Raw genomic sequence first — 23,866 nt, forward strand, 5'->3', positions numbered from 1 at the left:
CCTTTGCTGATCTTGCCCGTCGAGGACGAGATTGCCGCTTGGTCGACGGGCACGGTTGACCTGCGTGGTCGTGCTTGGTGAGCGACGGCGACGCCGATCGTGGCGGCAGGCCTCAGTCGTCTGCGTCGACACCCATACCGGGCACGGCCGCACCATCGGCGTCGGCTTTCACTGCGTCCTCGATGCGCTGCCCGATGACCGGGTCGACGTTCTTCCAGTACTGGAAGGCGTTCGAGAGCACGGGCTCGGCGACGCCGTCCAGCGCACCGGCAACGGTCTTCACGAACTCGTCGCGCTGGGCGTCGTCGAACACCTCGCGCACGAGGGTTCCCGGCTGGCCGAAGTCATCGTCTTCCGCATGCAGGTTGTAGGCGTGCCTGGTGAGCGCGCCGTCGGCCTCCCACCCGTCCTCCACCGGGCCGTCCTCATCCGACCACGAGTCACCGAATGAGTTCGGGGCGTACACGGAGCGAGCACCGGTGTGATCGTGCCACATGTTGCCCTCGAAGTTGTAGGTGTGCACCTCGTTGATGGGGCGGTTGACCGGCAGCTGCTGGAAGTTGGTGCCGACGCGGTACCGCTGGGCATCCTGATATGAGAACGTGCGGCCCAGCAGCATCTTGTCCGGCGAGTTCCCCGTGCCGGGGACCATGTTCGCCGGCGAGAAGCTCGCCTGCTCGATCTGCGCGAAGAAGTTCTCGGGGTTGCGGTTCAAGGTCATCGTGCCCACCTTGATACGCGGGTAGTCCTTTTTCGACCACACCTTCGTCAGGTCGAAGGGGTTGAACCGGTACTCCTTGGCCTCGTCGTACGGCATGATCTGGAAGTACAGATCCCAGGACGGATGCTCGCCCCGCGCGATGGCCTCGAAGAGATCCTGACGGTGGAAGTCGGCGTTCGCCCCGGCCAGTCGCTCGGCCTCCTCGTTCGTGAGGTGCTCCATGCCCTGGTTCGTCTGGAAGTGCCACTTGACCCAGAACCGTTCGCCGGCGGCATTGACCAGCGAGTAGGTGTGCGAGCTGTAGCCGTTCATGTGCCGCCAGGTCTTCGGCAGCCCTCGCTCGCCCATCAGGTAGGTCACCTGGTGGGCGGACTCGGGATTGTTCGTCCAGAAGTCCCACTGCATGGTGCCGTCGCGCAGTCCGCTGTCGGGCAGTCGCTTCTGCGAACGGATGAAGTGGGCGAACTTCATCGGATCGCGCACGAAGAAGATCGGGGTGTTGTTGCCCACCATGTCGAAGTTGCCCTCTTCCGTGTAGAACTTCAGCGCGAAGCCCCGCACGTCGCGCCAGGTGTCGGGGGAGCCCAGCTCTCCGGCCACCGTGGAGAAGCGCGCCAGCATCTCGGTCCTCCTCCCCGGCTGAAGGAAGTCGGCCTTGGTATACCGCGAGACGTCCTCGGTGACCTCGAACGTGCCGAATGCGCCAGCGCCCTTCGCGTGTGGACGCCGCTCGGGAACGTTCATCCGGTTGAAGTGCTGCATGGTCTCGATCAGGTGATGATCGTGCAACACGACCGGACCGTCATTGCCGACGGTGAGCGAGTTTCGGTCGCTGACGGCCGGGATGCCCGCCTGGGTGGTGGATCCCGTGGCGTTGGGAGTCTTCTTCTCCATCTCGTCCTCCTTCTCCTCCGGATCGGAACCGTTGTGCATGGAGCTCGACGGTCGCCGAGTGGCTCATGCCCTAGTCAAGCCCGGACCGGTTCAGAAGTGAAGGGGTTGACGCCGATGCTGGGCGATCGGCGCAGGCCGCCTGGTCTGGCGTCTGAGCCTGCAGAGGTCGGAGACTGCGCCGAGATATCAGTAGACCCGGCGAATCTCCTGCGGCCAGCCGCAAGCCTCCGCGATCTTTCCGCCCCACACCTTCGCGGCCTCGTCGTCGGCGACGTCGATGATCGTGAGTCCGCCGATGCGTGCCTCGTTCGCCGGTATCGGGCCGTCGGTGACGACAACGGTGCCGCTGGTCGCATCCGCGCTGAACGCGCCAGTCATGTCTTCGTCGACTCCGGCGGCGAAGACGTAGGCTCCTGCAGCTTTGATCTCCTCGACGACGGCGTGCGCGAGGGGGCCACGCGAGGCGAACCACTCCTCGGGATGATCCCCGACCCACGTCTGGTTGAAGTAGACGATGTACTGCGCCATGTCGCTCCTCATCGAACGAGATTGGTCAACGCGAGAGATGCGCTGGTGCAGACACTACGCCCACCGGCATGACGGTTGCCGCCCGTATGTGCTCGTAGACGATCGAGGTGCGCACGTCGGCGACCTCTGGCCTTTCGGTGAGCTGGTCGATGACGAAGGCATAGAGGTGTTCGTTGTCGGGGACGGCGACGTGGATGAGGAAGTCCTCGCTGCCGCTGGTGACGAAGACGCCGAGCACCTCGGGCAGCGCCGCTGCCCACTCCCGGAAACCCTCGATGCGGTCGCGCGTGGGAGGGCGGACACGCACAGCCACGAGCGCCTGGACCGGCCGGCCGATCTCCGCGAGGCCGAGCTCGAGGCGCGCTCCGGTGATGACGCCGCGCTCGCGCAGCGCCTTCATGCGGTCGAGCGAGGTCTTGTTGGATGAACGACGCTCCAATCTCTCTCGCGCGATCGGCCCGGCAGCGGTGCTCGGTGCCGCGTTGCTGTGGGGCACCGTGGGTCCGGCCCAGGTGCTCGCCGCGTCCGAGGTCGATCCTGGTTCGCTGGGGGTTGCTCGGTTGCTGGTCGGCGGGGCGGCGCTGGCACTCTTCTGTCCACGGCCGGCGGCGTGGTGGCGGGTTCTGCGCTCAGACGTCATCGGTTGGGTTCTGCTGGCCGCGCTGGCCACCGGCGTCTACCAGGTGACCTTCATGCACGCAGTGGATCAGCTGGGTGCGGGACTCGGCACGGTGATCGCATTGGGAGTCGCCCCGGTGGCGACAGGCATCTGCGCCCGGTGGTGGACCCGTGACCGCATGACGCTCGGCTGGGTGATCAGCACGGCGACCGCGGTCGTCGGCTGCGCCGTTCTGCTCGACCCGTGGGATGCTGCGGGTGCAGTCGGTGCGGAGGCGACAGGCGTCGGCATCGCCCTGGTATCCGGCGTCTGCTACGGCGTCTACACGGTCGCCGCGAAGCGATTCCTCTCGACGGGAGTTCCCGCACTCCCCGCCACGAGCTTCACACTGATCCTCGCCGGCATCCTTCTGTCGCCGATCATCGTGCTGCATCCCGCGCACCTGATGGATGCTGACGCGCTGATGCTGATCGGATGGACGGGCCTCGCCGGCACTGCCCAGGCACACGCGCTGTTCGTGTACGGACTGCGGCTGACGACCGCGCCGCTGGCGGGAACGCTGAGTCTTGCCGAGCCGCTGTTGGCGGCCGTGCTCGGCTTCGTCGTCCTGCAGGAGAGAATCACTGTCTCTGCGCTGATCGGGTGTTCGCTGATGATCGCGGGCCTCGTCGCCGTCACTGCCGTCGATGCCCGCCGCGGGCGCAGGCGCCCGCGACAGCGCACCCCGGGGGAGCGAACGATCAGTTCAGGACCCGGGCCCCCTCGGCGACCGGTGTGAAGAGGTTGACCAGATTGCCATCGGGGTCCCTGACGAGAAGCGAACGATTCCCCCACGGCATATCCGTCGGCGCATTGACGAACTCGTCGACGACATCCTGAAGAGCGTCGTATGTCGCATCGACGTCGTCGACGCGGAAATCCAGCATGACGCTGCGATTCGCGCGAGCTTCAGCCGCATTCTCACCGAGCAGCGGAACGGTGGCAGAGCTGGCGATGGCCAGCGTGCCGGCCGGAGTGCGCAGCTCAGCGAACAGGGGATGCAGTCGCTCGGCGGCGATGCCGGTGACTCCTTCGTAGAACGCGACAAGCGCGTCGACGTCGTCGGTGATGATGCGGGTGGCTGCCAAGTGCATGGGGTTCTCCTCGTGGGGTGGATGCGGCCCAGAGAGCTGGGCGCGGGTATGACGCTATGACTGATACCGGGCAGAAGCTGCCCGGTATGGTTTGCGATGATTGAGGCATGGCCGACACGACAGCCCGAGCCCTGCAGCTGCTCGAGCTGTTGCAGTCCGCACAGCTGCGCACTGTTCCCGAACTCGCGGCCCGCCTCGGCGTGGACGAACGGACTATTCGCAGAGACGTGGCTCGTCTGGTCGAGCAGGGAGTGCCGGTCGAAACGCTGCGCGGACGCTACGGCGGTTACCGACTCGCGTCCGGCCAGCGCGTACTCCCGCTGATGTTCAGCAATGAGGAAGTCGTCTCGGTATTCCTGGGACTTTCCCATGCGCAGGCGGCGTCACCCCGGCCGGAAGTCGCGGCGGAGACGGCGCTGTCCAAGATCAAACGAGCGCTGCCGGCAGAGGATGCGAGAAGGATCGATTCCTTGCTCGGCGCTATGACGTCGGCATCCACGCATGGAGGAGATGCCCCGGATCCTGCTGTGATGCTGACTCTGGCGGAGGCCGTGAACTGTGGGCACGTCCTCGACATCCGCTATCAGAGCGGCAAGGGCATCCCCTCGCGACGAACGATCCATCCTTATGGCCTGATCGCGCACTCGAGGCGCTGGTATCTGATCGCGTTCGACACGGACGCTCAGGAGGAACGCACGTTCCGGGTCGATCGGATCCGGACGGCGCGTTCGGTGCCGGGGTCTTTCACCGCACCGCAGAAGCTGGACCTCGAAAGCCGCCTTCTCGACCTCTTCGCGAGTGCGAAGTATCGATGGCAGGTCCAGTTGCGTGTTCGCGGCTCCGAGGAACAGATTCGGGCGCAGCTGCCGCGCAGCGTTGCGCGACTCGAACGACTGGACAGTACGGGCGAGGACGACCAGCCATGGCATCGGGTCGAGGTTCATGCCGAGCGCCTCGACTGGATACCCCCGGTCATCGCGGCGCTAGGCTGCGAGGTGCTGATCGATCATCCCGACGAGCTCCGTGACCTGGTGAGAGCGGCAGCGGCCAGGATGCTGCATGCCGCCGGCGACGACGGCTCGCACCCGGGGAACCGCACTTCGACACGAGCGAGGAGCTCTGCATGAACCCGCAATCGACCAAGTCCATGTTGCGCGCGTTGCCGTCGCTGACGGGGAGTGCGCCACCCCTGGGTCTCACGGGCCTGCCCGAGGACCCGGTGGAGCTCTTCCTCGAGTGGCTCGCTGCCGCCCAGCATCGCGAGGTGGCGGAGCCGCACGCGATGACCCTGTCGACAGTCGACGCGAGCGGGATGCCGGATGCACGCGTGCTGGTGCTGAAGGACGTGGACGCGAGTGGCTGGGCGTTCGCCAGCACACGGACGAGCGCCAAGGGCGGACAGCTCAGTGCCTGCCCGTCTGCGGCGCTCACGTTCTGGTGGCAGCCGCTAGTGCGCTCGGTCCGGGTGCGTGGGGCCGTGATCGAGGCATCCCGAGAAGCGAGCCTCGCCGATCTGCGAGCCAGAAGTGCGTCGGCGCAGAACGGGGTCGATCCGGACGACTGGACGCTTTGGAGAGTCCTGCCGAGTCGCGTCGAGTTCTGGCAGGGGTCGCCGGATCGCCAACACACACGCGTGGTCTACGTCCGCGACCACGACGGTTGGCGGATCGAGAACTGAGTGCCCGCCTGACTCGTCCCCCTGCGTCAGTCGCTTGTCGGCGGCCGACGATTGCGTTTCGTCTCCGAGACACGTCGCTTGCTCTCCAGGCGTCGACGCTGGGATCCGCGTGTGGGACGGGTGGCGCGCCGCACAGCATCGGGCATCACCGCGTTGCGCAGGGTCTCGGCAAGCCGTTCCCGCGCGGCAGCCCGATTGCGCAACTGGGATCTGTGCTCCTCGGCACTGATGGTGAGCACCGTTCCGGAGAGCTTCGTCGCGACGTTGGCAAGCACGCGTGCGCGCTGGACGTCATCCAGCGCCGTGGTCGTCGCGAGATCCAGGCTCAGCTGCACTCGGGAATCCGAGGTGTTGACGCCCTGCCCGCCGGGTCCGGACGCGTGGCTGAACTGCTCGACGAGTTCTCCATCCGGGACGCGCAAGCCCCTCGGAGCGCCGGGTCCCGGCGGCACACGCACGTCAACCATCTGACCAGTGTCCGATGTTCGCTATTGCGGACCGAGCTGCGCTGCCGCAGCCTCGAGGTGCGCCGGATCGCCGGTCGTCAGTGCATACAAGCCGTAGGCGAGCGGTGACGTGGAATAAAGCTCTGTGCAGTGCTCCGCAAGCTTCGGCCATACCCGTCCTCCGCGCTCGACGTATCGCCGCACTGTCGCATCGAACGACCGATCCGAAACACTCGCCCGGTGGAACACGAAGTCTCTCGCCGGATCGCCGATCGCCGCTGTGGTCCAGTCCAGCACTCCCACGATCTTCTCGTCGGTGAGCAGCAGATGAGCGGGGTAGACCTCGCCGTGGGTCAGCACCGACCACGTCGGCCAGTAATCGTCATCCGCCAGCCATGTGCGCCACCGCGACAGCAGGTCGGCAGCGATCGCGAACTCGGCCGAGACCCGAGCGATATCGTCGCGGATCCCTTGGCGAGTCTCCGCGGCGGTGCGGATGTCGATGCCGGTGGTCGACACCTCCTCCGGATCGATCGAGTGCAACTGGGCGAGCAGATCGCCGAGCGAATGGGCGAACGCGTCCGACTCGACATCGAAGTGCCAGGCGGGCTCACCATCCTCGCCGATGGTGAGCCCCGGCTCGCCCGGCAGGAGCGGATAGGCGATCAGGTCGGCGGCGTGGATTCGCCAGTCCGGGATCTCCACGTCGAGATGCGGTTGGATGCGATCCAGCAGCCGTCCCTCGACGGCAGCGCGAGGCGCGACATCCGCGCGTCGGGGAATTCGCAGCACCCACTTCTCAGCGCCATCCGTTTCGGCGAACGCCACACGAAAATCGAGCCCGAGTTCGTTCAGCGAGATCGACTCGGGTACGACATCCAGACCGTGCGAGGCAGCGAGATCTGCGATGGACTTCCGGTCAGTAGCTTCGGTCGTCATGCCGCCACTCTTCCACACCGGCGATCACCGCCGCCCGGTGCCGCCAATACGTCGGCAGGTACGATCGAAGCTGCAGTGCGCGTCATCGGGCATCTGGTGCTCGGCGCGCAAATCGGTGGATACGGAAGGCCAGACAGTGACGCAGCAGAGCATCTTCGAACCGGACGGCCGTGCCGTGCCGTACATCGTCGAGGGAGAGGGCCCCGTCTCTCTGGTGCTGGTCACCGTGCGCGACCTCGACAGCGACGGTCTCGGAGTCGTGGCGCACTACCTCGCCGAGGAAGCCGGCTTCCACGTCGTGCGGATCGGCCTGCAGGCTGACGGTGTGGATGCCGCGGCAGCTCGCGCCCAGGCAGACGACGTCCTCGCGGTGATCGACGACCTCGGTCTCGAAGACACCTGGATCGGCGGACACGGTTACGGCGGCACCGTCGCGCGCGCCTTCGCCGCGGCGCACACGGACCGCTCGAACGGTCTGCTGCTGCTCGGCGCCGAGGATGACGACACCCCGCTCGCGCGGGCGATCCCGGTCCTGATCGTCCAGGGCACCGACGACACCGTCACGCCTCCCGCCAACGGCGAGCGTCTGCAGGAGACCGCCCCCGAGCGCGCGAGCGTGAAGACGCTCGAGGGCGCCGACCACTTCTTCCCGGTCACCCATCCGATCGAGACCGCCGTCATCATCGAGGAGTACCTCGACTGGGACTGACGCGGCCTTCAGCGCAGCTGAAGATCGATGAGCGGGTGATCGGAGAACACCTCGAGCACCAGATCGAAGTACGTCTTCCCCGTCCCGGCGCGCAGCGCGTCCAGGTCCGACATGATGCGGGCCTCGTCGTACGCATGCGGCTGGGCGAGCTTGTCCAGCAGCCAGCGCTGCGTCGCCTCGAAACCGAGCACCTCGCGACTGCGCGCATGGTCATGCCAGACCACCACGGCCTGATCTCCATCGCGTGACTCGGTGTCGAGGCGGTGCAGGACGTCGTTCAGGGCATCCAGGCTGGCGCCCATCTCCCAGTCCTCATCCCGCATGAACTCGCGATTGAACTGCTCGTAGAGATCGGCGATCCCTCCGACGTCCTCACCGTCGATCCGGTATCCGGTCATCAGGCATGCTGGCCCGCATGCGGACCTTCGGCGATCTCCTCGACCGTCTTCGCGTTGAACGCCGGCAGATCGTCGGGCGTGCGACTGGAGACGAGGCCATCATCGACCACGACCTCCTCGTCGACCCAGGTGGCTCCCGCGTTGCGCAGATCGGTCTGCAGGCTCGGATAGCTGGTGAGCTTCCGACCGCGCACCAGATCGGCCTCGGTGAGGATCCACGCGCCGTGGCAGATCACCGCGACCGGCTTGTGCGCCTCGAAGAACGCCTTCGCGAAGGCGACGGCATCCTGATCCATCCGGAGGTGATCCGCGTTGACGACGCCGCCGGGGAGCACGAGCGCGTCGAACGCAGACGCGTCGGCGCTCGCCACCGGCTGATCGACCTTCTGCTCGTGACCGTTCTTTCCCGTCACCTTCTGGTCAGCCGGTGAGATCAACTGCGCGCTCGCGCCGGCATCCGTCACCGCGCCCCAGGGGCTGGTGAGCTCGCTGTCCTCGAATCCGTCGGTGAGCAGGAATGCCACCTTCTTGCCGTCGAGTTCTGCCATGATGTTTCTCCTTTCGCGGGGATGGGTTCGGTGTCTGGGGAACGTCACTGACGACGCGGCGGCGGGTTCTGCGAATCCTTGGGATCGGGAACGGCCGGGGTTCCGGTCCGCACGCCCTCGGGCGTGATCGGCTCGAAGCTCTCTTCGTCGGTGCGGGTCTCCTCGACGGGAACCTCGCTGGCCTGGTCTTCCTGTGGGTCCTTCGGGTCAGACATGTCGTCCTCCTTCGAATCGCGTCCACTCATCATGCGTCCATCAGCCTTCGGTGCCGCAGGGGGTTGACGGATGACAGCAAAACGGGTGGGATGCCGAAGCATCCCACCCGCTCTTTCGTCTGCTCGATCAGGCCGGCTGCGGCAGGATCGTGAAGCTCACGGCCCCCTGATCGTCCACTCCGGCGTCGAGCACCTTGTCGGAGAGCGCCTCAGCGGCGGCATCCTCAAGGAAGACCCGGCTGCCGGGGCCCTCGACGACGACATCGGCGGGTTCGGGGGAGGGCACGACGTGAACGGCGAAACGAGCCTCGCCGTTCGGTCCCTGTCCCTCCGCGGTCTGGATGCGAAGCCCCGCGTCTGCGCTGGCATCCTCTCGGCCGACGATCGTGGTGACGACGGCATCTGCATTCTCGGTCAGGGTGAGCACAGCGCTCTCCTTCCGTTTGCGGACATGCTCCGGTCAGAACATGTCCGGGCCACGATTCCGCACTCTGGCGCTGTCTTCAACCCGAGCGCCGGATTGTGAGGAACCTCTCACGTCGGGCGCGGCCGGCTCGCGCACCGAGCGGCCCGATGTCAACCCCCTGTGCGTTCGATGCCGGCTGCTGATGAATGGACGCGCAAGCCGACGACAGACAGGAGACAAGCATGGCCCAGATCATCGAGACCATCGACGTCGAGGTGCCCGTCCGGGTGGCCTACAACCAGTGGACCCAGTTCGAGAGCTTCCCCGAGTTCCTCGACGAGGTCGTGTCCGTGACTCAGGTGAATGACACCACCACGCACTGGAAGGTCAACGTCGCCGGCGCCGATCGGGAGTTCGATGCCGTGATCACGGAACAGCACCCCGACGAGCGCGTCGCCTGGACGAGCACCGGCGGTGAGGCGGATCACGCCGGCGCCGTCACCTTCCACAAGCTCACAGACGCATCCACGCGCGTCACCGTCCAGATCGACTGGGAGCCCGAGGGCTTCGTCGAGAAGGCCGGCGCGGTTGTGGGAGCGGGCTCGCACGCCGTGAAGAAGGATCTTCAGAACTTCAAGGAGTTCATCGAGAGCCGTGGAGCCGAGACCGGAGCCTGGCGAGGCGACGTCGAAGCCTGAGAATGTCCGAGCGGCCCGGTGAATCCCACATCCCCAGCACCGGGCCGCTTCGGCGGCTGCGCGCCCGTCAGGGACGCAGCTGCTTGCGCAGGTAGACCTGCTCGGTGCCGTCATCCTGCGGAACGCGCTGAGCCTGCACGTAACCGCATGATTCGTAGAGCCGGATGTTGGCCTCGCTGAGGCTCCCGGTGAACAGCTCGGCCTGCGCGGCGGTGCTGCCGTCCTCGGCAGCCTGGAGAAGAGCTCGCCCGATGCCCTCGCCCTGCATGTCGGGTGCGATCGCGATACGCCCGATCAGTAGGAGCTCGCCGTCCTGAACCGCGCGGAGCGCCCCGACGAGCCTCCCGTCCGTCACTGCGACCCAGCCGTCGTTCTCGGTGATCTCCGCCTTCAGCTGGTCGAGAGTCTGCGTCAGCGGGGGCATGTCGACGCCGCCGTAGATGAGCGCCTCGGAGACGAAGGCCGCGCGCTGCACGGTCAGGATCTCGCCCGCATCTTCCGGGGCGACCCGCCTGATCGTGAACGAGAGCGGTGCCAGACCCTCCTCGCGCAGACGCGGCTCGCTGCGACGCTCGGGCCGGAACCCGGACTTGTCGGAGTAGAACGCGCGGATCCGGTCCATGTCGGTGGAGACGTCTCCGGTGAGATCGAAAGTGGGGCCGAGGCCGGTCGTCATGGTCGTCCTGTCGACGAACCCGAGAGTGACGGGCATCCCGGCATCCCGCGCGATGCGATAGAAACCTGACTTCCAGTACGCGTTGTTCCCGCGGGTGCCATCGGGCGTCACCACGAGGCCGAAGGTCTCGCCGGCGCGGACGCGGGCGACGACGTCGGACACGACGCGGCTCGGATCGGCGCGATCGACCGGGAGGCCGCCGAGTCTGCGCATGATGGGGCCGCGCCAGCCCGCGAACAGGCTCTTCTTGCCGAGCCAGTGGATATCCATGCCCAGCCGCCACGCGATCGCGAGCATGAGAGCGAAGTCCCAGTTCGATGTGTGCGGCGCGCCGATCAAGACAGTCGGGCGGGAGGGGGCGGGTTCGCCGACCAGCTTCCAACGGCTGAGGGCCCAGAAGGCACGGGCTATGAGTCGTCGCAGCATGTCTCAACCGTAGGTGAGGAGGTATGCGCGGTCCGGCATGGGCGCGAGCATCATGAGCGCAGCGTCGAACGTGCCACCAGCGGCAGCACGAGCCACAGTCCGAGGACCACGAGCGTCCCGACTGCGAGGACGACGATCGCGAAGGTGCGATCCAGCGTGAAATCGACGATCAGAGCCGTGACGCCGACGCTGAGCGCGCCGACGACCACCAGGTCGGCCTTGACCATCATCGAGCCCATCCGCACGAGGTCGGGTTTGCGGCGCTGTCCGAACAGCGAACGATGCATGCCGACGGGAGCCAGCGCGAGGATCGTCGCCAGCGCTGCGAGCCCGACGAGGACGAGGTAGAGCCCGACCTGCAGCGGGTCGAGCTCGGTGAATCGCGGCTGGAACGCGACGGCGAGCAGGAACCCGGAGAGCACCTGCGTGCCCGTCTGCATGACCCGCAGCTCCTGCATGAGCTCGTCCCAGTTGCGGTCGGCGCGCTCATTGGGCGTCTCGTCACGGCCGTCCTCGCGGAGGACGTCAGCGGAGGGGTCATCTCGTTGCATGCGTCGAGTCTTCAGTCACGTCGACAGCCTGTCCAGCCCCTTGACGGCGCGGGATGCCGTGCCGAGCCGACTCCTGGATGTCGGCGTAGCATAGTGGCATGACTTCTTCGAAGACTCAGGATGCCGTGCAGGCCGAAGCCACGCAGGAAGCGCAGCTGTCGGCACCCGCAGGCCTCAACCTGCTGGGCGATGAGAGCGCGGGTGGCTGCTGCGGCGGCGGATCCTGCGCGATGCCCGGCGCCTGAGCGACACCGGGCATCCGCCTCGGAGGTCAGTGGCCTCCGACGAACTCCGCGTCCACGTCATCCGCCGGCTTGCGCACGAAGGCGCTCAGCGCCACGGCGCCCAGCGAGATGATCGCGGCGATCAGGAAGGCCATCCGTGCGCCCGGAGCGCCGGCTGCAGCCGTCTCGAGTCCCTCGTGCTCACCGGCGTGCAGGATCGACGAGTACACCACCGTCAGCAGAGCGACACCGGCGGCGCCGCCCACCTGCTGGATCGTGTTCAGCGCGGCGGAACCGTGCGAGTACAGGTGACGACGCAGTGATCCGAGCGACGCCGAGAACAGCGGCGTGAAGGACATGGCCAGCCCCACCGACATGATCGCCTGGGCGATGACCAGCAGCCACCATACGGTGTGCTCGCCGACCGTCGAGTAGAAGAACAGCGCGGCCGAGACCATGATCGTGCCGGGGATGAGCAGCGTGCGCGTGCCGCGGGCGTCGTAGATGCGGCCCATCACTGGACCGAGCAGACCCATCAGCACGGAGCCGGGCAGCAGGACGAGTCCTGACTGGAGGGCGTCGAGACCCGCGACGTTCTGCAGGTACTGCGGCAGCAGGACGAGCGTGCCGAACATCGACAGAGCGAGGATCGCCATCACGATCACCGCGATCGTGTAGTTGCGACTGCGGAAGACGCGCAGGTCGAGCAGTGCGTCGTCCACGCGCTGCAGCACGATCTGCCGCCAGACGAACAGGGCGAGAGAGATGCCGCCGATCACGAGTGACGCCACACCGACCGTCGCTCCGCCCGATTCGCCCTCGCCGCCGAACTGGCTGAGGCCGTAGACGACGCCGCCGAAGCCGAATGCGGACAGCACGATGGAGAGCACGTCGATCGGAGCGCTGGTCGTCTCGCCGAGGTTCGTCATCCACTTGGCGCCCATGGCGAGGGCGATGATCGCGATCGGGAGGACGATCGCGAACAGCACGCGCCAGCTCGCGACGTTGAGCACGGCGCCCGCGAGCGTCGGACCGATGGCGGGCGCGAGCGAGATGACGAGGCCCACGCGGCCCATCATGCGGCCGCGCGACTGCGGCGGGACGACGTTCATCATCGTCGTCATCAGCAGCGGCATCATGATGCCGGTGCCGCCAGCCTGGATCACGCGACCCACCAGCAGCACGGCGAACCCCGGCGCCAGCAGGCACACCAGGGTGCCGAGCGTGAACGCGCTCATCGCGGCGATGAAGATCTGGCGCGTGGTGAAGCGCTGCAGCAGGTAGCCGGTCGTCGGGATGACGATCGCCATCGTCAGCATGAACGCGCTCGTGAGCCACTGGCCGAGCTCGGGCGGGATGCCGAGGTCGGTGTTCAGGTGCGGGATCGCGATTCCCATCGTGGTCTCGTTGAGGATCGCGACGAAGGCCGCCACCAGCAGCAGCCAGATGACGCGCATGTCCGAGGGCGCGATGAGCGGTGCGGCCTTGACGGTGGGCACCGACCCGGTTGATGTGGTGGCCAAAGCGTCTCCTCAGTGCGTGGGTGTGGCGGAAGGCCGAAGACGGAACCGACAGACCCGGCATCCGCTCGTGCGCGACGTTCCAGAATAACCCTGCCCGGCTGCGGCACATTCCCGCCGGGGCGAGATTTCTCGCGGATTAGGCTGAGCGCATGAGCATGGGTGGAATGGGCGGACGCGGCGGGGGCGGTGGCGGGTTCCGCGGCGTCGACGAAGCGGCGCAGAAGAAGCTGAACGCGCAGGCTCCGAGGATCGCAGGTCTCGGCAAGCGCGTCGTCGGGCTGTTCCGCCCCTATCTCGGCCGCATCATCCTCACCGGTATCCTCGTCATTGTCGGCGCCGCGATCGCCGTCATCCCGCCGCTGATCGTGCAGCGCATCTTCGACGACGCGCTGTTCCCCACGGATGGCGGCAGCCCCGAGATCGGGCTTCTCATCCGTCTGGTACTCGCCATGATCGGGCTGTTCCTCTTCTCAGCGGTGCTCGGGGTCGCTCAGACCTGGCTGACCTCGACCGTCGGCAACAGCGTCACCGGCGACTTGCGGGTCCGGCTGTTCGAGCACCTGCAGGCCATGGAGCTCGGGTTCTTCACCCGCACCAAGACCGGGGTGATCCAGTCGCGCCTGCAGAACGACGTCGGCGGCGTCTCCGGCGTGCTGACCAACACGGTCACCAGCATCCTCGGCAACGTCGTCACCGTGATCGCGTCCCTTGTCGCGATGATCATCATCGACTGGCGCCTCACCCTGATCGCCGTCGTGCTGATGCCGTTCCTCGTCATCGTCCAGCGCAAGGTCGGACAGGTGCGTGCACGGATCGCGGGGGAGACGCAGGAGTCGCTGTCTGAGCTGACCGCCATCACGCAGGAGACCCTGAGCGTGTCGGGCATGCTGCTGTCGAAGGCGTTCAACCGGCAGCGCACCGAGTCCGAGCGCTACCAGGCCGAGAACCGCAACCAGGTCGCGCTGCAGGTGCGCCGGGCCATGAGCGGTCAGGGATTCTTCGCGGTGGTGCAGGTGCTGATGGCATCCGTCCCCGCCGTGATCTACCTCGTCGCGGGCTATCTCATCGCCGGCGGCGAGGGCGCGATCACGGCGGGAACCGTCGTCGCGTTCACCACCGTGCAGGCGCGGCTGCTGCAGCCGCTGATGGGCCTGATGCGCGTCTCGCTAGATCTGCAGACGTCGTCCGCGCTGTTCGCGCGCATCTTCGAGTACCTCGACCTGGTGCCGGAGATCGAGGATGCGCCGGACGCCATCCCTGTCTCGCGTGCACCGGGCCCGCGCGGACGCGTCGAGTTCCGGGACGTCGTCTTCCGATACCCGGATGCAGCGCCCGGCACACGCCCGACGCTGCAGGGCGTCTCGTTCACGGCCGACCCCGGCCAGCACGTCGCGTTCGTCGGGCCGTCCGGTGCGGGCAAGACGACCGTGCTGTACCTGGCGCCGCGGCTGTACGAGGCGCACGGCGGCAGCGTGATGTTCGCCGGCGCGGATGTCCGCACGCTGACCCAGGAGTCGATCATCGACGACGTCGGCATCGTGTCGCAGGAGACGTATCTGTTCCACGCGACGATCCGCGAGAACCTGCTCTACGCCAAGCCGGAGGCATCCGAGGAGGAACTGATCGCGGCGTGCCAGGCGGCGAACATCCACCACATCATCGCCGGCTTCGAGCGTGGCTACGACACCGTCGTGGGCGAGCGGGGCTACCGTCTCTCCGGCGGCGAGAAGCAGCGCATCGCCATCGCGCGCGTACTGCTGAAGGACCCGCCGGTTCTGCTGCTCGACGAGGCGACCAGCGCGCTCGACACGGTGTCGGAGCGCGTCGTGCAGGAGGCCCTCGACGAAGCGGCGAAGGGCCGCACCGTCCTGTCGATCGCGCACCGGCTGTCGACCGTGATGGGCGCCGATGTGATCCATGTTCTCGAGGCCGGACACATTGTCGAATCGGGCACGCACAGCGAACTGCTGGCGCGAGGAGGGCTCTACGCCGAACTCGCCGCACAGCAGGTCGCGGCATCCCAGATCCTCGACACCGAGACGGAGCTCGAGCAGGCGATCGGAGGCGGCAAGCCGGCCGCGTTCGCCGACCGTCGTGCCGATCGTGCGCCCGAGGGATCCGTCGCGGAGGATGCCGTGAACACCCTCACCGCGCCGGTGCCGCTGCTCGACGGGCCGTCCGCCGACCAGCGGGTGTATCCGGCGGACGGGTGATCCGAACCGCGTCAGTGCGCGGACATGCCGCCGTCGACGAACAGCGAGTGGCCGGTGATGTACGCCGAGCCTGCACCGGCGAGGAAGACGGATGCGGCGGCGAAGTCCTCCGGGAGGCCGTTGCGGCCGATCATGGTGCGTTCGGCGAGCTCTGCCACCTTGACCGGGTCTTCCTGCAACCGCGCGTTCAGGGGAGTGAGCACGAACCCTGGTACGAGCGTGTTGCTGGTCACGCCATGGTGACCCCACGCCTCGGCTTCTGATCGCATGAGCGATTCGACGGCGCCCTTCGACGCTCCGTAGATGCCGCTGCCGACGAAGGCACGGTGCGCCTGCTGCGAGCTGATGTGGATGAGGCGGCCGTAACCCCGCTCGGCCATGCCGACGCCGTACCGCTGCCCGAGCAGGAACGGTGCGAGGGCATTCACGGTCATCGTGGCATCCCAGTCGTCCTCGGTGATCTCCGCGTAGGGCGGGCGGATGTTGATGCCGGCGGAGTTGACCAGGATGTCCGGTTCGCCGAACGGGGCGACGGCGTCCTCCGCCAGCGCACGGATGCCGTCGCGGGCGCTGAGGTCGCCGACGACGCCGGCGGCACGGCATCCTTCCTCGGTGAGCGATGCGACCGTCTCGTCGATGCGGTCTCGGCCGCGGGCGACGATGACGACGGATGCGCCGGCACGCGCGAGCGCGCTCGCGATTCCGCGGCCGATGCCCGAGCTGCCGCCGGTGACGATGGCCGTGCGGCCGTCGAGCGAGAAGAGGGATTCGAGATAGGAGGTCACAGGGTCTCTTTCGAGGCCGCGGGCATCACCAGCTGAGCGCCGTGGCCAGATCGGGGTCGGGATGGGCGTCTCGGAACTCGGGGAGTGCGCGCAGTTCGTCGAGGAACGCCTGGACCTCCGCAGCGTAGGCGGGGTCGGGGTGGACGGCGGCGATCTCCTGGAGCGGCGCCATGTCCATGGCGAGGATGAGATCGAGCCTAGCGGTCACCGCGGCGTGCGCCCCGGCCTCGCGCAGCACGCGGATGCCGCCGCGAAGAGCTGCGAGATAGTCGAGAAGTACGGGCAGCTGATCCCTGCTCTGGGTGATCGAGGTGCCGTCGGCACGGATGCGCCAGTGCACGACGACATCGGGGATCACGTCGAAGGAACGTGCGCGGGTGTACATCTGCTGTGCGACGATCTGGTCCTCATAGGAGACGCCCTCGGGGAATCGCAGATCGGTCCACAGGTCGGTGCGGCTGATCTTCGACCACGCGACGATGTTCGCGGATGCCGCGGGGTGATCGAAGATGTCGGTGCGCAGACGAGCGGGGTCGGTCGCGGCGGACGTCCATGGCTGCACGCGGCCGGGGGCGTAGCCGTGTCCGTGGGGGCGCGTTCGGACGTATGCGCCGGCGATGAAGTCGCTGCCGGTCTCCGCCAGGGTTCCGGAGAGACGCTCGAGGGCGATCGGGGTGAGCTCGTCGTCGCCGTCGAGGAAGCCGAGGAACTCCGTGTCGACACGGTCGATGCCGATGTTGCGCGCGGCGCCGAGGCCCCGGGATGCCTCATGCCGGACGAACTCGAATCGCGAGTCGGATGCTGCGGCACCCGCGAACACGTCGCCGGTGGCGTCGACCGAACCGTCGTCGATGAGGATCGCGCGCCAGCGGGGCTCGGTCTGCGCCTGCAGCGATGCGATCGCCGCCGGGGCGAACGACTCGATGTCGCGGCCGGGAACGATGAGCGTGACGATCGGGTCTGGCACGATCCGAGTCTATGGGCGCCGGTGAGGGGGAGGTCCGTTTCGATTCGTCGCTGCGCTCCTCATTCAACGCGTTTCGTCTCGCTTCGCTCGCTCAACGACCCGCAAGGGTGGGGTACAGGCCGGGGCATTCCGGAACAGATGCGGGTCGTTGAGCGAAGCCGGCGGAGCCGGCGCAGACGAAACGGGCTGAGCGAGCGCAGCGAGTCGAAGCCGCCCACGCGAACGCTTCGACGACCCACCCACGCGAAAGCTTCGACCCACCCAACCTCATCCCGACACAGCCCCGACAGCATCCGCCACAAGCGCCGCGAGCCTCTCCGGCGCTTCGTCCGACAAGGGCTCACGCCCGAACGTGAAGCGCACCGACGTCTGCGCCACGTCCGGCGCGATTCCGCACGCCAGCAGCACGTGCGATGGCTCATCGCTCCCCGCCGCACATGCCGAACCGCTCGACGAGATCACTCCGCGCCGCTCCAGCTCGAGCAGCACCGCCTCCCCGCTCGTCCCCGCGAACGTGAAGCTCGCCGTCCCGGGAAGCCGGTGCACCGGATCGCCGGTCAGAGCAGCAGAGGGCACAGCTTCGAGCACGCCCGCGATGAACCGCGCGGTCAGCGCCCCGATTCGGGCCGCGAGCGAGGAACGCTCCGTCTCCGCCAGCTCGAGTGCCGTGGCCAGTGCCACCGCACCCGCGACGTTCTCCGTGCCGGAGCGGCGGCCGCGCTCCTGTCCTCCGCCGTGCAGCAGCGGCTCCAGCGGCACACGGCCGCGCACCGCGAGTGCTCCGGTGCCCTTCGGTGCACCGAGCTTGTGTCCCGCGATCGAGATCGCATCGACGCCGAGTCCGGCCAGCGGCAGCCACCCCGCCGACTGCACGGCATCCAGGTGCCGTGGCACTCCAGCATCCCGTGCGATCGACGCGAGCGCGGCGGCATCCTGCACCGTGCCGATCTCGTTGTTGGCGTGCCCGAGCGAGACCAGCGCGGTGTCGTCGCGCAGCGCCTGCGCCACGGCATCCGGCGAGACCCGACCGTGCTCATCGACCGCGACCCGCGTCACCTCCACGCCGTGGAATCGCTCCAGATATGCGGCGGACTCCAGGATCGACTCGTGCTCGATCGGCGACGTGATCAGGTGGCGTCTGCCCTGAGCGAGCGCGGCGAGCACGATCCCCTTCACCGCGAGGTTGTTCGCCTCGGTGCCGCCGGCCGTGAAGACGACGTCCCCTGCGCGCATTCCCAGCAGACGGGCGACGCGCCGACGGGCATCCTCCAGCGCGCTCGCCGCAGCCTCTCCGGCGGTGTGATGGCTCGACGGATTGCCGAACATCCCGGTGAGATACGGACGCATCGCCTCCAGCGCCTCCGGCCGCACCGGGGACGTCGCCGCATGGTCGAGATAGATCATCCGTCGATCCGCAGGTCCAAACCGAGATCGAGGGCGCGCGCGGAGTGGGTGAGCGCGCCGACCGAGATGACGTCGACGCCCGTGGCGGCGATCGCGCCCACCGTGTCGAGATTCACGCCGCCGGATGCCTCGACCGTGGCCCGATCGCCGATCAGGGCGACGCCCGCGCGGAGGTCCTCCAGCGAGAAGTTGTCCAGCAGCACCGTGTGCGCGCCCCCCGCGAGCACTGCCTCGATCTGGTCGAGCCGATCGACCTCGACCACGACGTGCGTGGTGTGCGGCAGCGCCTGGAGCGCGTCGCGCAGGGCCGATGCGAGGTCGGCGCCGCCGCGCTGGAGCACGGCGAGATGGTTGTCCTTGGCCATCACGGCATCCGACAGCGAGTAGCGGTGGTTGGTGCCGCCGCCGGAAACGACCGCGTGTCGCTCGAACGCCCGCAGCCCCGGCGTCGTCTTGCGGGTGTCGACGATGCGGGCCTTTGTTCCTTCGATCGCGCGCACGTACTGAGCCGTGAGAGTCGCGATACCGCTCATGCGCTGGGTGAAGTTCAGCGCCACGCGCTCGGCGGTCAGGATGCTGCGCGCCGATCCCGACACGGATGCCAGCACGTCGCCCGATGCGAACGCATCGCCGTCGGCGACGTGCAGATCGACGGTGATCGTCGGATCGGTCAGGGCGAACGCCGCGGCGAACACGTCACCGCCGCTGAACACGCCAGGCTCTCGGGCGGCGAGATCAGCCGTCGCCCTGGCGTCGGAAGGCAGCAGCGTCGTGCTCGTCAGATCGCCCCAGGGGGCGTCCTCTTCGAGAGCGGTGGCGACGATGCGGGTGAGGGTGGCGGCGGTGAGCATCAGGCTCCGATCAGGGCGGGTTCGTGGTCGAGATGGTGCGCGCCGACCGATTCGCGGCGCGTGAGGGCGGCGGATGCTGTGGCCTCTGCCACGAGCAGGAGATTGGCGTCCTCGTGCTCGGCGCGGGTGGTCGGGGCAGGAGCGGCTTCGCGCCAGGTGCGGATGGTGTCGAGCGCCTCAGCCAGACCGTCGGGGGAGCGGAGGAGTCCGACGTGGTCCCACATCAGGTGCTGGAGGTGTTCGCGGGAGAAGGGAGGCTTCGACTCGCCTGCGGCTCGCTCACCCCGTTTCGTCTCGCTCCGCTCGCTCAACGCCCCGGTAAAGGAAGTCATTGGGAGATCAGAACGAGCGGAGCTCAGTTGAGGGTCGTTGAGCGGAGGCAGCGAAGCCGCCGGAGACGAAACGGGGTGAGCGAGCGGAGCGAGTCGAAGCCTTGCTTCGGGGTGAGCGAGCGGAGCGAGTCGAAGCCTCGCTTCGGCCGCAGCACCCTTCCCCGCCGCAGCACCCCTCCCCACCGCAGCAACGGCCCGCGCCCCGAAGACCGCCGCCTCGAGCAGCGAATTCGACGCGAGACGGTTCGCGCCGTGCACACCGGTGCGTGCCACCTCTCCCGCGGCGAAGAGCCCGGGAACGGACGTGCGCCCGTCGAGATCCGTGACGACCCCGCCCATCAGATAGTGCGCCGCCGGGGTCACCGGAATCGGCTCCCGTGCCCAGTCCAAACCGTGCTCACAGGTGACCCGGTCGATCGTCGGGAAGCGGCCTGCCAGGCGCGCAGCGCCGATCATCGTGGCATCCAATCGCACCGGTGCCCCCTGCAGAGCGGCCTTCTTTGCGACGGCGCGGGCGACGACGTCACGCGGGGCGAGTTCACCATCCGGATGGACGTCGAAGACGAACCGCCGGCCCTCGTCGTCGATGAGCGCAGCGCCCTCGCCGCGCACCGCCTCCGAGATGAGGAAGGCGTCTCCGAGCCCAGCGGCCAGCACGGTCGGGTGGAACTGCACGAACTCGAGGTCCGCGACCGCGGCGCCCGCCCGGACCGCCGCAGCGATGCCATCGCCCGTCGCGCCGTCCGGGTTCGTCGTGTGCGCGTAAAGCCGTCCGGCACCACCCGTGGCGAGGATCACGGCATCCGCGTGGATGCCGACGAGCAGATCGTCGCGCAGCATCCGGATGCCGTGCACGACGCCCTCGCCCACCAGCAGATCGACCAGCAACGCGTGCTCGATCACTTCGACGTCCGCTTCGTGCACCCGCTGCACCAGCGCCCGCGAGATCGCCGCACCTGTCGCGTCGCCACCGGCGTGGACGATGCGCGCGTGCGCATGAGCGGCCTCGCGCCCGAGCAGCAGCTGTCCATCGGCATCCCGATCGAACGCGACGCCGCGGGCGATCAGTTCCGCGATCCGGGCGGAGCCGTCCCGCACCAGCACCTCGACGGCTCCAGCATCCGAGAGTCCCGCGCCGGCGACCATCGTGTCGGAGGCATGCGCGGCGGGGGAGTCGCCAGGCCCGTATACGCCGGCGACGCCACCCTGCGCGAGCGCGGTGCATCCGCCGCCGAGGGACTCCTTGGCCACCAGAGTTGTGCGGTGCCCGGCATCCGCGGCGTGCAGCGCCGCCGTGAGCCCGGCGATGCCGGAGCCGACGACGACGATGTTCATGCGCGCGGCTTCGCGGCCAGCATCCGCTCCAGCGCCGCGCGCGCGGGGTCGGCGACGTCGGCCGTCACCGAGATCCGGTTGACGACGCGGCCCGCGACCAGCTCCTCGAGCACCCAGGCGAGGTATCCGGGGTGGATGCGGTACATGGTCGAGCAGGGGCAGACGACCGGGTCGAGGCAGAAGATCTCGTGCTGCGGGTACTGGGCGGCCAGCCGCCGCACGAGGTTGATCTCGGTGCCGATCGCGAACGTGGTGGGCTCCGCGGCGCCGTCGATCGCGCGGCGGATGTAGTCGGTCGAGCCCGCCTCGTCGGCGGCGTCCACGACCTCCATCGGGCACTCGGGGTGCACGATGACGCGCACGCCGGGATGCTCGGCGCGCGCCTGGTCGATCTGCGCGACGGTGAAGCGGCGGTGCACGGAGCAGAAGCCGTGCCACAGGATGACCTTCGAATCGGCGAGCTGTGCCGCCGACGACCCGCCGAGCGGACGACGCGGATTCCACATCGGCATCCGGTGGAGCGGCACCCCCATCGCCTTGGCGGTGTTGCGGCCGAGGTGCTGGTCGGGGAAGAACAGCACACGCTGTCCACGCTCGAACGCCCACTCCAGAACCGTCTCGGCGTTCGACGATGTGCAGACGATGCCGCCGTGGCGTCCCACGAACCCCTTGATCGCGGCGGACGAGTTCATGTACGTGACGGGGATCACCGGTACGCGACCGCTGTCGTCTGTGGCATCCAGTGGGCCGAGGACATCGGCGAGCTGTTCCCAGCAGTCCTCGACCTGGTCGATGTCGGCCATGTCGGCCATCGAGCAACCGGCCGCGAGATTCGGCAGGATCACGGCCTGGTCGGGCGTCGAGAGCAGATCGGCCGTCTCGGCCATGAAGTGCACGCCGCAGAACACGATCGCCTCGGCATCAGGATGCTCGAGCGCGGCGTTCGCGAGCTGGAAGGAATCGCCCACGTAGTCGGCGTGCGCCACGACCTCCTCGCGCTGATAGAAGTGCCCGAGTACGACGACGCGATCGCCGAGGGTGGTCTTCGCTGCGCGGATGCGACGATCGAGATCCTCTTCGCTCGCCTCGCGGTACTCGGCGGGGAGCTCGCCCTGACGCGGAGCGCCGGTCGGGATGACGTCGCCCATGGAGGACCCGGGGCCGTAGCCGGCAACGGCGTCGAAGGTCCAGGGGCCGGCGGCGAGATCGGTGCTGCAGGATTCCGTGGGCGCCGCCTGGATCAGGTGGTCGACGGAGGGATCAGTGCTGCTGATGGTTGACGTGGGCATCGGGCATCGCCTTCTGGTCATCTCGACACTTAGTGTGCGATTCCAGATTATGTCGAACTGACCATAAGGGCAAAATGCGGGGGTCTCCGCGGGTCGTTGAGCGGAGGCGCGCCAGCGCCGAAGACGAAACGGGTTGAGCGAGCGGAGCGAGTCGAAACCTCCACGGGACGAGCGAGGCTTCGACTCCGTCGCTGCGCGACTGCACTCAGCCCGTTTCGTCTGCGCGGCCTCCCGGCCGCTCCGCTCAACGACCCGCACCAGCAGTGACACTCGCCGGGAAGGCGGGATGTGCCGACGCCCGCGGGCGACGGAGTCGAAGCCGACTCAGCCGTCGGCAGCGGCGCGGCGGAAGAGCCGCGCAGGACGGTGCTTGCCGGTGCGGAACGATTCGGTCGGCACGAGCTCGTCCGACCCCTCCAGCAGCCGCCGGAAGTTCGACGGATCCAGACGCCGCCCGAGAACGGCCTCGTACACCTCGCGCAGCTCGGTGAGCGTGAACTCGTCCGGCAGGAGCCCCGCCCCGATCGAGCTGTAGCCGACCTTGTTCCGCAGCCGCCACAGCGCGTACTCCACGATCTGGTTGTGGTCGAAGGCGAGGGGCGGCATGTCATCCACGTCGAACCACTCCACGTTCTCGGGGGCGCCCGCTGCCGCACGCTGCGCATCGACGAGGTCCGAGCGCAGCAGCGCCCAGTAGACGATCGAGACGACGCGGGTGGGGGAGCGGTCGACGTCTCCGAACGTGTACAGCTGCTCCAGATAGCTCGGCTTCAGGGCGGTCGTCTCTGCGAGGGTGCGGGATGCCGCGGCATCCAGATCCTCGGCGGGATCGAGCCATCCGCCGGGCAGCGCCCAGGAGTCGAGGTGCGGTTCGCGCGTGCGCCGCACGAGCGGAAGCATCAGCCGATCTCCGTGCGCTCCGGTGCGCAGCGAGAAGATGACGGTCGAGACAGCGACACGGATCGCGTCACTGGCACCGGTCGATGAGGTCACGCCATCGAGTCTATGAGGAGCCGCAGGCGGAGCCCGGCCGTCACCCGTTCAGGCGCGCCGCCAGCCTCGTGGCCGTCATGTGCGCGATCGCCTCGATCGAGCCACGAGACCGATAGAGTGTTCGCATAACTGAAGACGGCCGCACGAGGTGTGCGGGAGAGCCCCGGCGAACACAGCCGGGCACCGAAGGAGCAAGCACTCCCCGCCAATCTCTCAGGTACCGAGTACCGCTCGCCTCCGGCCACTCTGAAAAGCGATCTTCGATCCGCCGACGGTGAAAGCCCACCAACCCGACTTCTGCTCGGGAACGAGGGCGAAACTCTCAGGCCCGATGACAGAGGGGGAGTTCTCGGATACCGTGCATT

At 67.9% G+C, this 23,866-nt stretch carries 27 protein-coding genes, 1 pseudogene and 2 riboswitches; of the genes and pseudogenes, 7 read left to right on the plus strand and 21 right to left on the minus strand.

The genetic code is table 11. From position 1 onward, the window contains the following. Positions 1-112: 112 nt before the first annotated feature. From MAE01_RS12395 to MAE01_RS12405, 3 genes are all read right to left on the minus strand, one after another. Positions 113-1,615 carry a catalase gene (locus MAE01_RS12395; protein ID WP_147039875.1) on the minus strand — a complete coding sequence of 501 codons (1,503 nt, stop codon included), beginning with the start codon at positions 1,613-1,615 and terminating at the stop codon, positions 113-115. Between the two features lie 186 nt (positions 1,616-1,801). After that, positions 1,802-2,143: a YciI family protein gene (locus MAE01_RS12400; protein ID WP_147039876.1), complete on the minus strand. Its 342-nt coding sequence runs from the start codon at positions 2,141-2,143 to the stop codon at positions 1,802-1,804. Positions 2,144-2,168: 25 nt separating this feature from the next. Beyond that, positions 2,169-2,543, minus strand: coding sequence for an Lrp/AsnC family transcriptional regulator (locus tag MAE01_RS12405; RefSeq protein WP_147039877.1), 375 nt, complete (start codon positions 2,541-2,543; stop codon positions 2,169-2,171). A 19-nt stretch (positions 2,544-2,562) separates the two neighbouring features. On the opposite strand from MAE01_RS12405, the gene MAE01_RS12410 reads away from it, so the two are divergent. Continuing rightward, entirely contained in the window at positions 2,563-3,540 is a 978-nt protein-coding gene (locus MAE01_RS12410; protein WP_186806236.1) for a DMT family transporter, read from the plus strand. Here MAE01_RS12410 and MAE01_RS12415 read toward each other — a convergent pair. Beyond that, positions 3,503-3,895: a VOC family protein gene (locus tag MAE01_RS12415; RefSeq protein ID WP_147039879.1), complete on the minus strand. Its 393-nt coding sequence runs from the start codon at positions 3,893-3,895 to the stop codon at positions 3,503-3,505. The genes MAE01_RS12410 and MAE01_RS12415 overlap by 38 nt on opposite strands. 107 nt (positions 3,896-4,002) lie before the next feature. Between MAE01_RS12415 and MAE01_RS12420 the strand changes: the two genes are divergently transcribed. Next, on the plus strand, positions 4,003-5,022 hold the full coding sequence (locus MAE01_RS12420) for a helix-turn-helix transcriptional regulator (protein WP_147039880.1): 1,020 nt from the start codon (positions 4,003-4,005) through the stop codon (positions 5,020-5,022). Then, complete coding sequence (locus MAE01_RS12425) at positions 5,019-5,573, plus strand: pyridoxine/pyridoxamine 5'-phosphate oxidase (protein WP_147039881.1); 555 nt, start codon at positions 5,019-5,021, stop codon at positions 5,571-5,573. The genes MAE01_RS12420 and MAE01_RS12425 overlap by 4 nt, the downstream gene beginning before the upstream one ends. Positions 5,574-5,599: 26 nt before the next feature. On the opposite strand, the gene arfB is transcribed toward MAE01_RS12425, so the two are convergent. Next, positions 5,600-6,040: an alternative ribosome rescue aminoacyl-tRNA hydrolase ArfB gene (gene arfB, locus MAE01_RS12430; protein ID WP_147039882.1), complete on the minus strand. Its 441-nt coding sequence runs from the start codon at positions 6,038-6,040 to the stop codon at positions 5,600-5,602. A gap of 21 nt (positions 6,041-6,061) precedes the next feature. Further along, positions 6,062-6,958, minus strand: a complete 897-nt coding sequence (locus MAE01_RS12435) for a macrolide 2'-phosphotransferase (protein ID WP_147039883.1) — start codon at positions 6,956-6,958, stop codon at positions 6,062-6,064. Between the two features lie 136 nt (positions 6,959-7,094). Here MAE01_RS12435 and MAE01_RS12440 point away from each other — a divergent pair, with 136 nt between their 5' ends. Continuing rightward, positions 7,095-7,667, plus strand: a complete 573-nt coding sequence (locus MAE01_RS12440) for an alpha/beta fold hydrolase (RefSeq protein WP_229718055.1) — start codon at positions 7,095-7,097, stop codon at positions 7,665-7,667. A gap of 8 nt (positions 7,668-7,675) precedes the next feature. On the opposite strand, the gene MAE01_RS12445 is transcribed toward MAE01_RS12440, so the two are convergent. The 4 genes from MAE01_RS12445 to MAE01_RS12455 all read right to left on the minus strand — a co-directional run bounded on the left by MAE01_RS12445 (position 7,676) and on the right by MAE01_RS12455 (position 9,255). Beyond that, positions 7,676-8,065 (minus strand): barstar family protein, encoded by a 390-nt coding sequence (locus MAE01_RS12445; RefSeq protein ID WP_147039885.1) that lies wholly within the window; start codon positions 8,063-8,065, stop codon positions 7,676-7,678. Continuing rightward, positions 8,065-8,613 (minus strand): type 1 glutamine amidotransferase domain-containing protein, encoded by a 549-nt coding sequence (locus tag MAE01_RS12450; RefSeq protein ID WP_147039886.1) that lies wholly within the window; start codon positions 8,611-8,613, stop codon positions 8,065-8,067. The genes MAE01_RS12445 and MAE01_RS12450 overlap by 1 nt, the downstream gene beginning before the upstream one ends. Before the next feature lie 44 nt (positions 8,614-8,657). After that, complete coding sequence (locus tag MAE01_RS16010) at positions 8,658-8,828, minus strand: hypothetical protein (RefSeq protein WP_186806237.1); 171 nt, start codon at positions 8,826-8,828, stop codon at positions 8,658-8,660. 127 nt (positions 8,829-8,955) lie between these two features. Continuing rightward, entirely contained in the window at positions 8,956-9,255 is a 300-nt protein-coding gene (locus tag MAE01_RS12455; protein ID WP_147039887.1) for a Fe-S cluster assembly protein HesB, read from the minus strand. Positions 9,256-9,476: 221 nt separating this feature from the next. Here MAE01_RS12455 and MAE01_RS12460 point away from each other — a divergent pair, with 221 nt between their 5' ends. Then, on the plus strand, positions 9,477-9,932 hold the full coding sequence (locus tag MAE01_RS12460) for an SRPBCC family protein (RefSeq protein ID WP_147039888.1): 456 nt from the start codon (positions 9,477-9,479) through the stop codon (positions 9,930-9,932). 67 nt (positions 9,933-9,999) lie between these two features. Here the strand turns inward: MAE01_RS12460 and MAE01_RS16200 are convergent, their stop codons facing one another. The 3 genes and pseudogenes from MAE01_RS16200 to MAE01_RS12470 all read right to left on the minus strand — a co-directional run bounded on the left by MAE01_RS16200 (position 10,000) and on the right by MAE01_RS12470 (position 11,585). Beyond that, positions 10,000-10,356 (minus strand): GNAT family N-acetyltransferase, encoded by a 357-nt coding sequence (locus tag MAE01_RS16200; protein ID WP_307723768.1) that lies wholly within the window; start codon positions 10,354-10,356, stop codon positions 10,000-10,002. A gap of 117 nt (positions 10,357-10,473) precedes the next feature. Then, positions 10,474-11,034: pseudogene (locus MAE01_RS12465) on the minus strand (1-acyl-sn-glycerol-3-phosphate acyltransferase); the annotation flags it as partial. A 50-nt stretch (positions 11,035-11,084) separates the two neighbouring features. Continuing rightward, positions 11,085-11,585 carry a DUF6328 family protein gene (locus tag MAE01_RS12470; RefSeq protein WP_147039889.1) on the minus strand — a complete coding sequence of 167 codons (501 nt, stop codon included), beginning with the start codon at positions 11,583-11,585 and terminating at the stop codon, positions 11,085-11,087. Between the two features lie 98 nt (positions 11,586-11,683). On the opposite strand from MAE01_RS12470, the gene MAE01_RS16015 reads away from it, so the two are divergent. Next, the gene (locus MAE01_RS16015) at positions 11,684-11,830 is read left to right on the plus strand and encodes a hypothetical protein (RefSeq protein ID WP_186806238.1); all 147 of its coding nucleotides are present in this window, start codon (positions 11,684-11,686) and stop codon (positions 11,828-11,830) included. A 26-nt stretch (positions 11,831-11,856) separates the two neighbouring features. Here the strand turns inward: MAE01_RS16015 and MAE01_RS12475 are convergent, their stop codons facing one another. After that, positions 11,857-13,266, minus strand: coding sequence for an MDR family MFS transporter (locus tag MAE01_RS12475; RefSeq protein WP_147039944.1), 1,410 nt, complete (start codon positions 13,264-13,266; stop codon positions 11,857-11,859). 221 nt (positions 13,267-13,487) lie between these two features. On the opposite strand from MAE01_RS12475, the gene MAE01_RS12480 reads away from it, so the two are divergent. Continuing rightward, positions 13,488-15,545 carry an ABC transporter ATP-binding protein gene (locus MAE01_RS12480; protein WP_147039945.1) on the plus strand — a complete coding sequence of 686 codons (2,058 nt, stop codon included), beginning with the start codon at positions 13,488-13,490 and terminating at the stop codon, positions 15,543-15,545. A gap of 11 nt (positions 15,546-15,556) precedes the next feature. Here MAE01_RS12480 and MAE01_RS12485 read toward each other — a convergent pair whose 3' ends face one another. The 7 genes from MAE01_RS12485 to MAE01_RS12520 all read right to left on the minus strand — a co-directional run bounded on the left by MAE01_RS12485 (position 15,557) and on the right by MAE01_RS12520 (position 23,501). Then, entirely contained in the window at positions 15,557-16,330 is a 774-nt protein-coding gene (locus MAE01_RS12485) for an SDR family NAD(P)-dependent oxidoreductase (RefSeq protein WP_147039890.1), read from the minus strand. Between the two features lie 25 nt (positions 16,331-16,355). Further along, positions 16,356-17,297: a glycosyltransferase family 2 protein gene (locus MAE01_RS12490; RefSeq protein ID WP_147039891.1), complete on the minus strand. Its 942-nt coding sequence runs from the start codon at positions 17,295-17,297 to the stop codon at positions 16,356-16,358. Between the two features lie 267 nt (positions 17,298-17,564). Continuing rightward, positions 17,565-18,701, minus strand: coding sequence for a cysteine desulfurase family protein (locus MAE01_RS12495; protein ID WP_147039892.1), 1,137 nt, complete (start codon positions 18,699-18,701; stop codon positions 17,565-17,567). Continuing rightward, positions 18,698-19,552 (minus strand): carboxylating nicotinate-nucleotide diphosphorylase, encoded by an 855-nt coding sequence (gene nadC, locus MAE01_RS12500; protein ID WP_147039893.1) that lies wholly within the window; start codon positions 19,550-19,552, stop codon positions 18,698-18,700. The genes MAE01_RS12495 and nadC overlap by 4 nt, the downstream gene beginning before the upstream one ends. Beyond that, positions 19,552-21,219: an L-aspartate oxidase gene (gene nadB, locus MAE01_RS12510; protein ID WP_229718054.1), complete on the minus strand. Its 1,668-nt coding sequence runs from the start codon at positions 21,217-21,219 to the stop codon at positions 19,552-19,554. The genes nadC and nadB overlap by 1 nt, the downstream gene beginning before the upstream one ends. Further along, positions 21,216-22,508, minus strand: coding sequence for a quinolinate synthase NadA (nadA, locus tag MAE01_RS12515; protein WP_147039894.1), 1,293 nt, complete (start codon positions 22,506-22,508; stop codon positions 21,216-21,218). Before nadA ends, nadB begins: the two co-directional genes overlap by 4 nt. Positions 22,509-22,832: 324 nt before the next feature. Next, entirely contained in the window at positions 22,833-23,501 is a 669-nt protein-coding gene (locus tag MAE01_RS12520) for an NUDIX hydrolase (RefSeq protein ID WP_147039895.1), read from the minus strand. Positions 23,502-23,644: 143 nt separating this feature from the next. Further along, positions 23,645-23,741, plus strand: a riboswitch (glycine riboswitch). Next, a riboswitch (glycine riboswitch) is annotated at positions 23,742-23,849 on the plus strand. Positions 23,850-23,866 lie beyond the last annotated feature (17 nt).

This window comes from Microbacterium aerolatum (genome assembly GCF_007988825.1).
GTDB classification, from domain to species: Bacteria; Actinomycetota; Actinomycetes; order Actinomycetales; family Microbacteriaceae; genus Microbacterium; species Microbacterium aerolatum.

Coding starts and splice junctions, on each gene's coding strand:
- MAE01_RS12395 (WP_147039875.1), bottom strand. CDS start 1,615: ATGGAGAAGAAGACTCCCAACGCCACGGGATCCACCACCCAGGCGGGC.
- MAE01_RS12400 (WP_147039876.1), bottom strand. CDS start 2,143: ATGGCGCAGTACATCGTCTACTTCAACCAGACGTGGGTCGGGGATCAT.
- MAE01_RS12405 (WP_147039877.1), bottom strand. CDS start 2,543: ATGAAGGCGCTGCGCGAGCGCGGCGTCATCACCGGAGCGCGCCTCGAG.
- MAE01_RS12415 (WP_147039879.1), bottom strand. CDS start 3,895: ATGCACTTGGCAGCCACCCGCATCATCACCGACGACGTCGACGCGCTT.
- MAE01_RS12420 (WP_147039880.1), top strand. CDS start 4,003: ATGGCCGACACGACAGCCCGAGCCCTGCAGCTGCTCGAGCTGTTGCAG.
- MAE01_RS12425 (WP_147039881.1), top strand. CDS start 5,019: ATGAACCCGCAATCGACCAAGTCCATGTTGCGCGCGTTGCCGTCGCTG.
- arfB (WP_147039882.1), bottom strand. CDS start 6,040: ATGGTTGACGTGCGTGTGCCGCCGGGACCCGGCGCTCCGAGGGGCTTG.
- MAE01_RS12435 (WP_147039883.1), bottom strand. CDS start 6,958: ATGACGACCGAAGCTACTGACCGGAAGTCCATCGCAGATCTCGCTGCC.
- MAE01_RS12445 (WP_147039885.1), bottom strand. CDS start 8,065: ATGACCGGATACCGGATCGACGGTGAGGACGTCGGAGGGATCGCCGAT.
- MAE01_RS12450 (WP_147039886.1), bottom strand. CDS start 8,613: ATGGCAGAACTCGACGGCAAGAAGGTGGCATTCCTGCTCACCGACGGA.
- MAE01_RS16010 (WP_186806237.1), bottom strand. CDS start 8,828: ATGTCTGACCCGAAGGACCCACAGGAAGACCAGGCCAGCGAGGTTCCC.
- MAE01_RS12460 (WP_147039888.1), top strand. CDS start 9,477: ATGGCCCAGATCATCGAGACCATCGACGTCGAGGTGCCCGTCCGGGTG.
- MAE01_RS16200 (WP_307723768.1), bottom strand. CDS start 10,356: ATGCCCCCGCTGACGCAGACTCTCGACCAGCTGAAGGCGGAGATCACC.
- MAE01_RS12470 (WP_147039889.1), bottom strand. CDS start 11,585: ATGCAACGAGATGACCCCTCCGCTGACGTCCTCCGCGAGGACGGCCGT.
- MAE01_RS16015 (WP_186806238.1), top strand. CDS start 11,684: ATGACTTCTTCGAAGACTCAGGATGCCGTGCAGGCCGAAGCCACGCAG.
- MAE01_RS12475 (WP_147039944.1), bottom strand. CDS start 13,266: ATGCGCGTCATCTGGCTGCTGCTGGTGGCGGCCTTCGTCGCGATCCTC.
- MAE01_RS12480 (WP_147039945.1), top strand. CDS start 13,488: ATGGGTGGAATGGGCGGACGCGGCGGGGGCGGTGGCGGGTTCCGCGGC.
- MAE01_RS12495 (WP_147039892.1), bottom strand. CDS start 18,701: ATGATCTATCTCGACCATGCGGCGACGTCCCCGGTGCGGCCGGAGGCG.
- nadC (WP_147039893.1), bottom strand. CDS start 19,552: ATGCTCACCGCCGCCACCCTCACCCGCATCGTCGCCACCGCTCTCGAA.
- nadB (WP_229718054.1), bottom strand. CDS start 21,219: ATGAACATCGTCGTCGTCGGCTCCGGCATCGCCGGGCTCACGGCGGCG.
- nadA (WP_147039894.1), bottom strand. CDS start 22,508: ATGCCCACGTCAACCATCAGCAGCACTGATCCCTCCGTCGACCACCTG.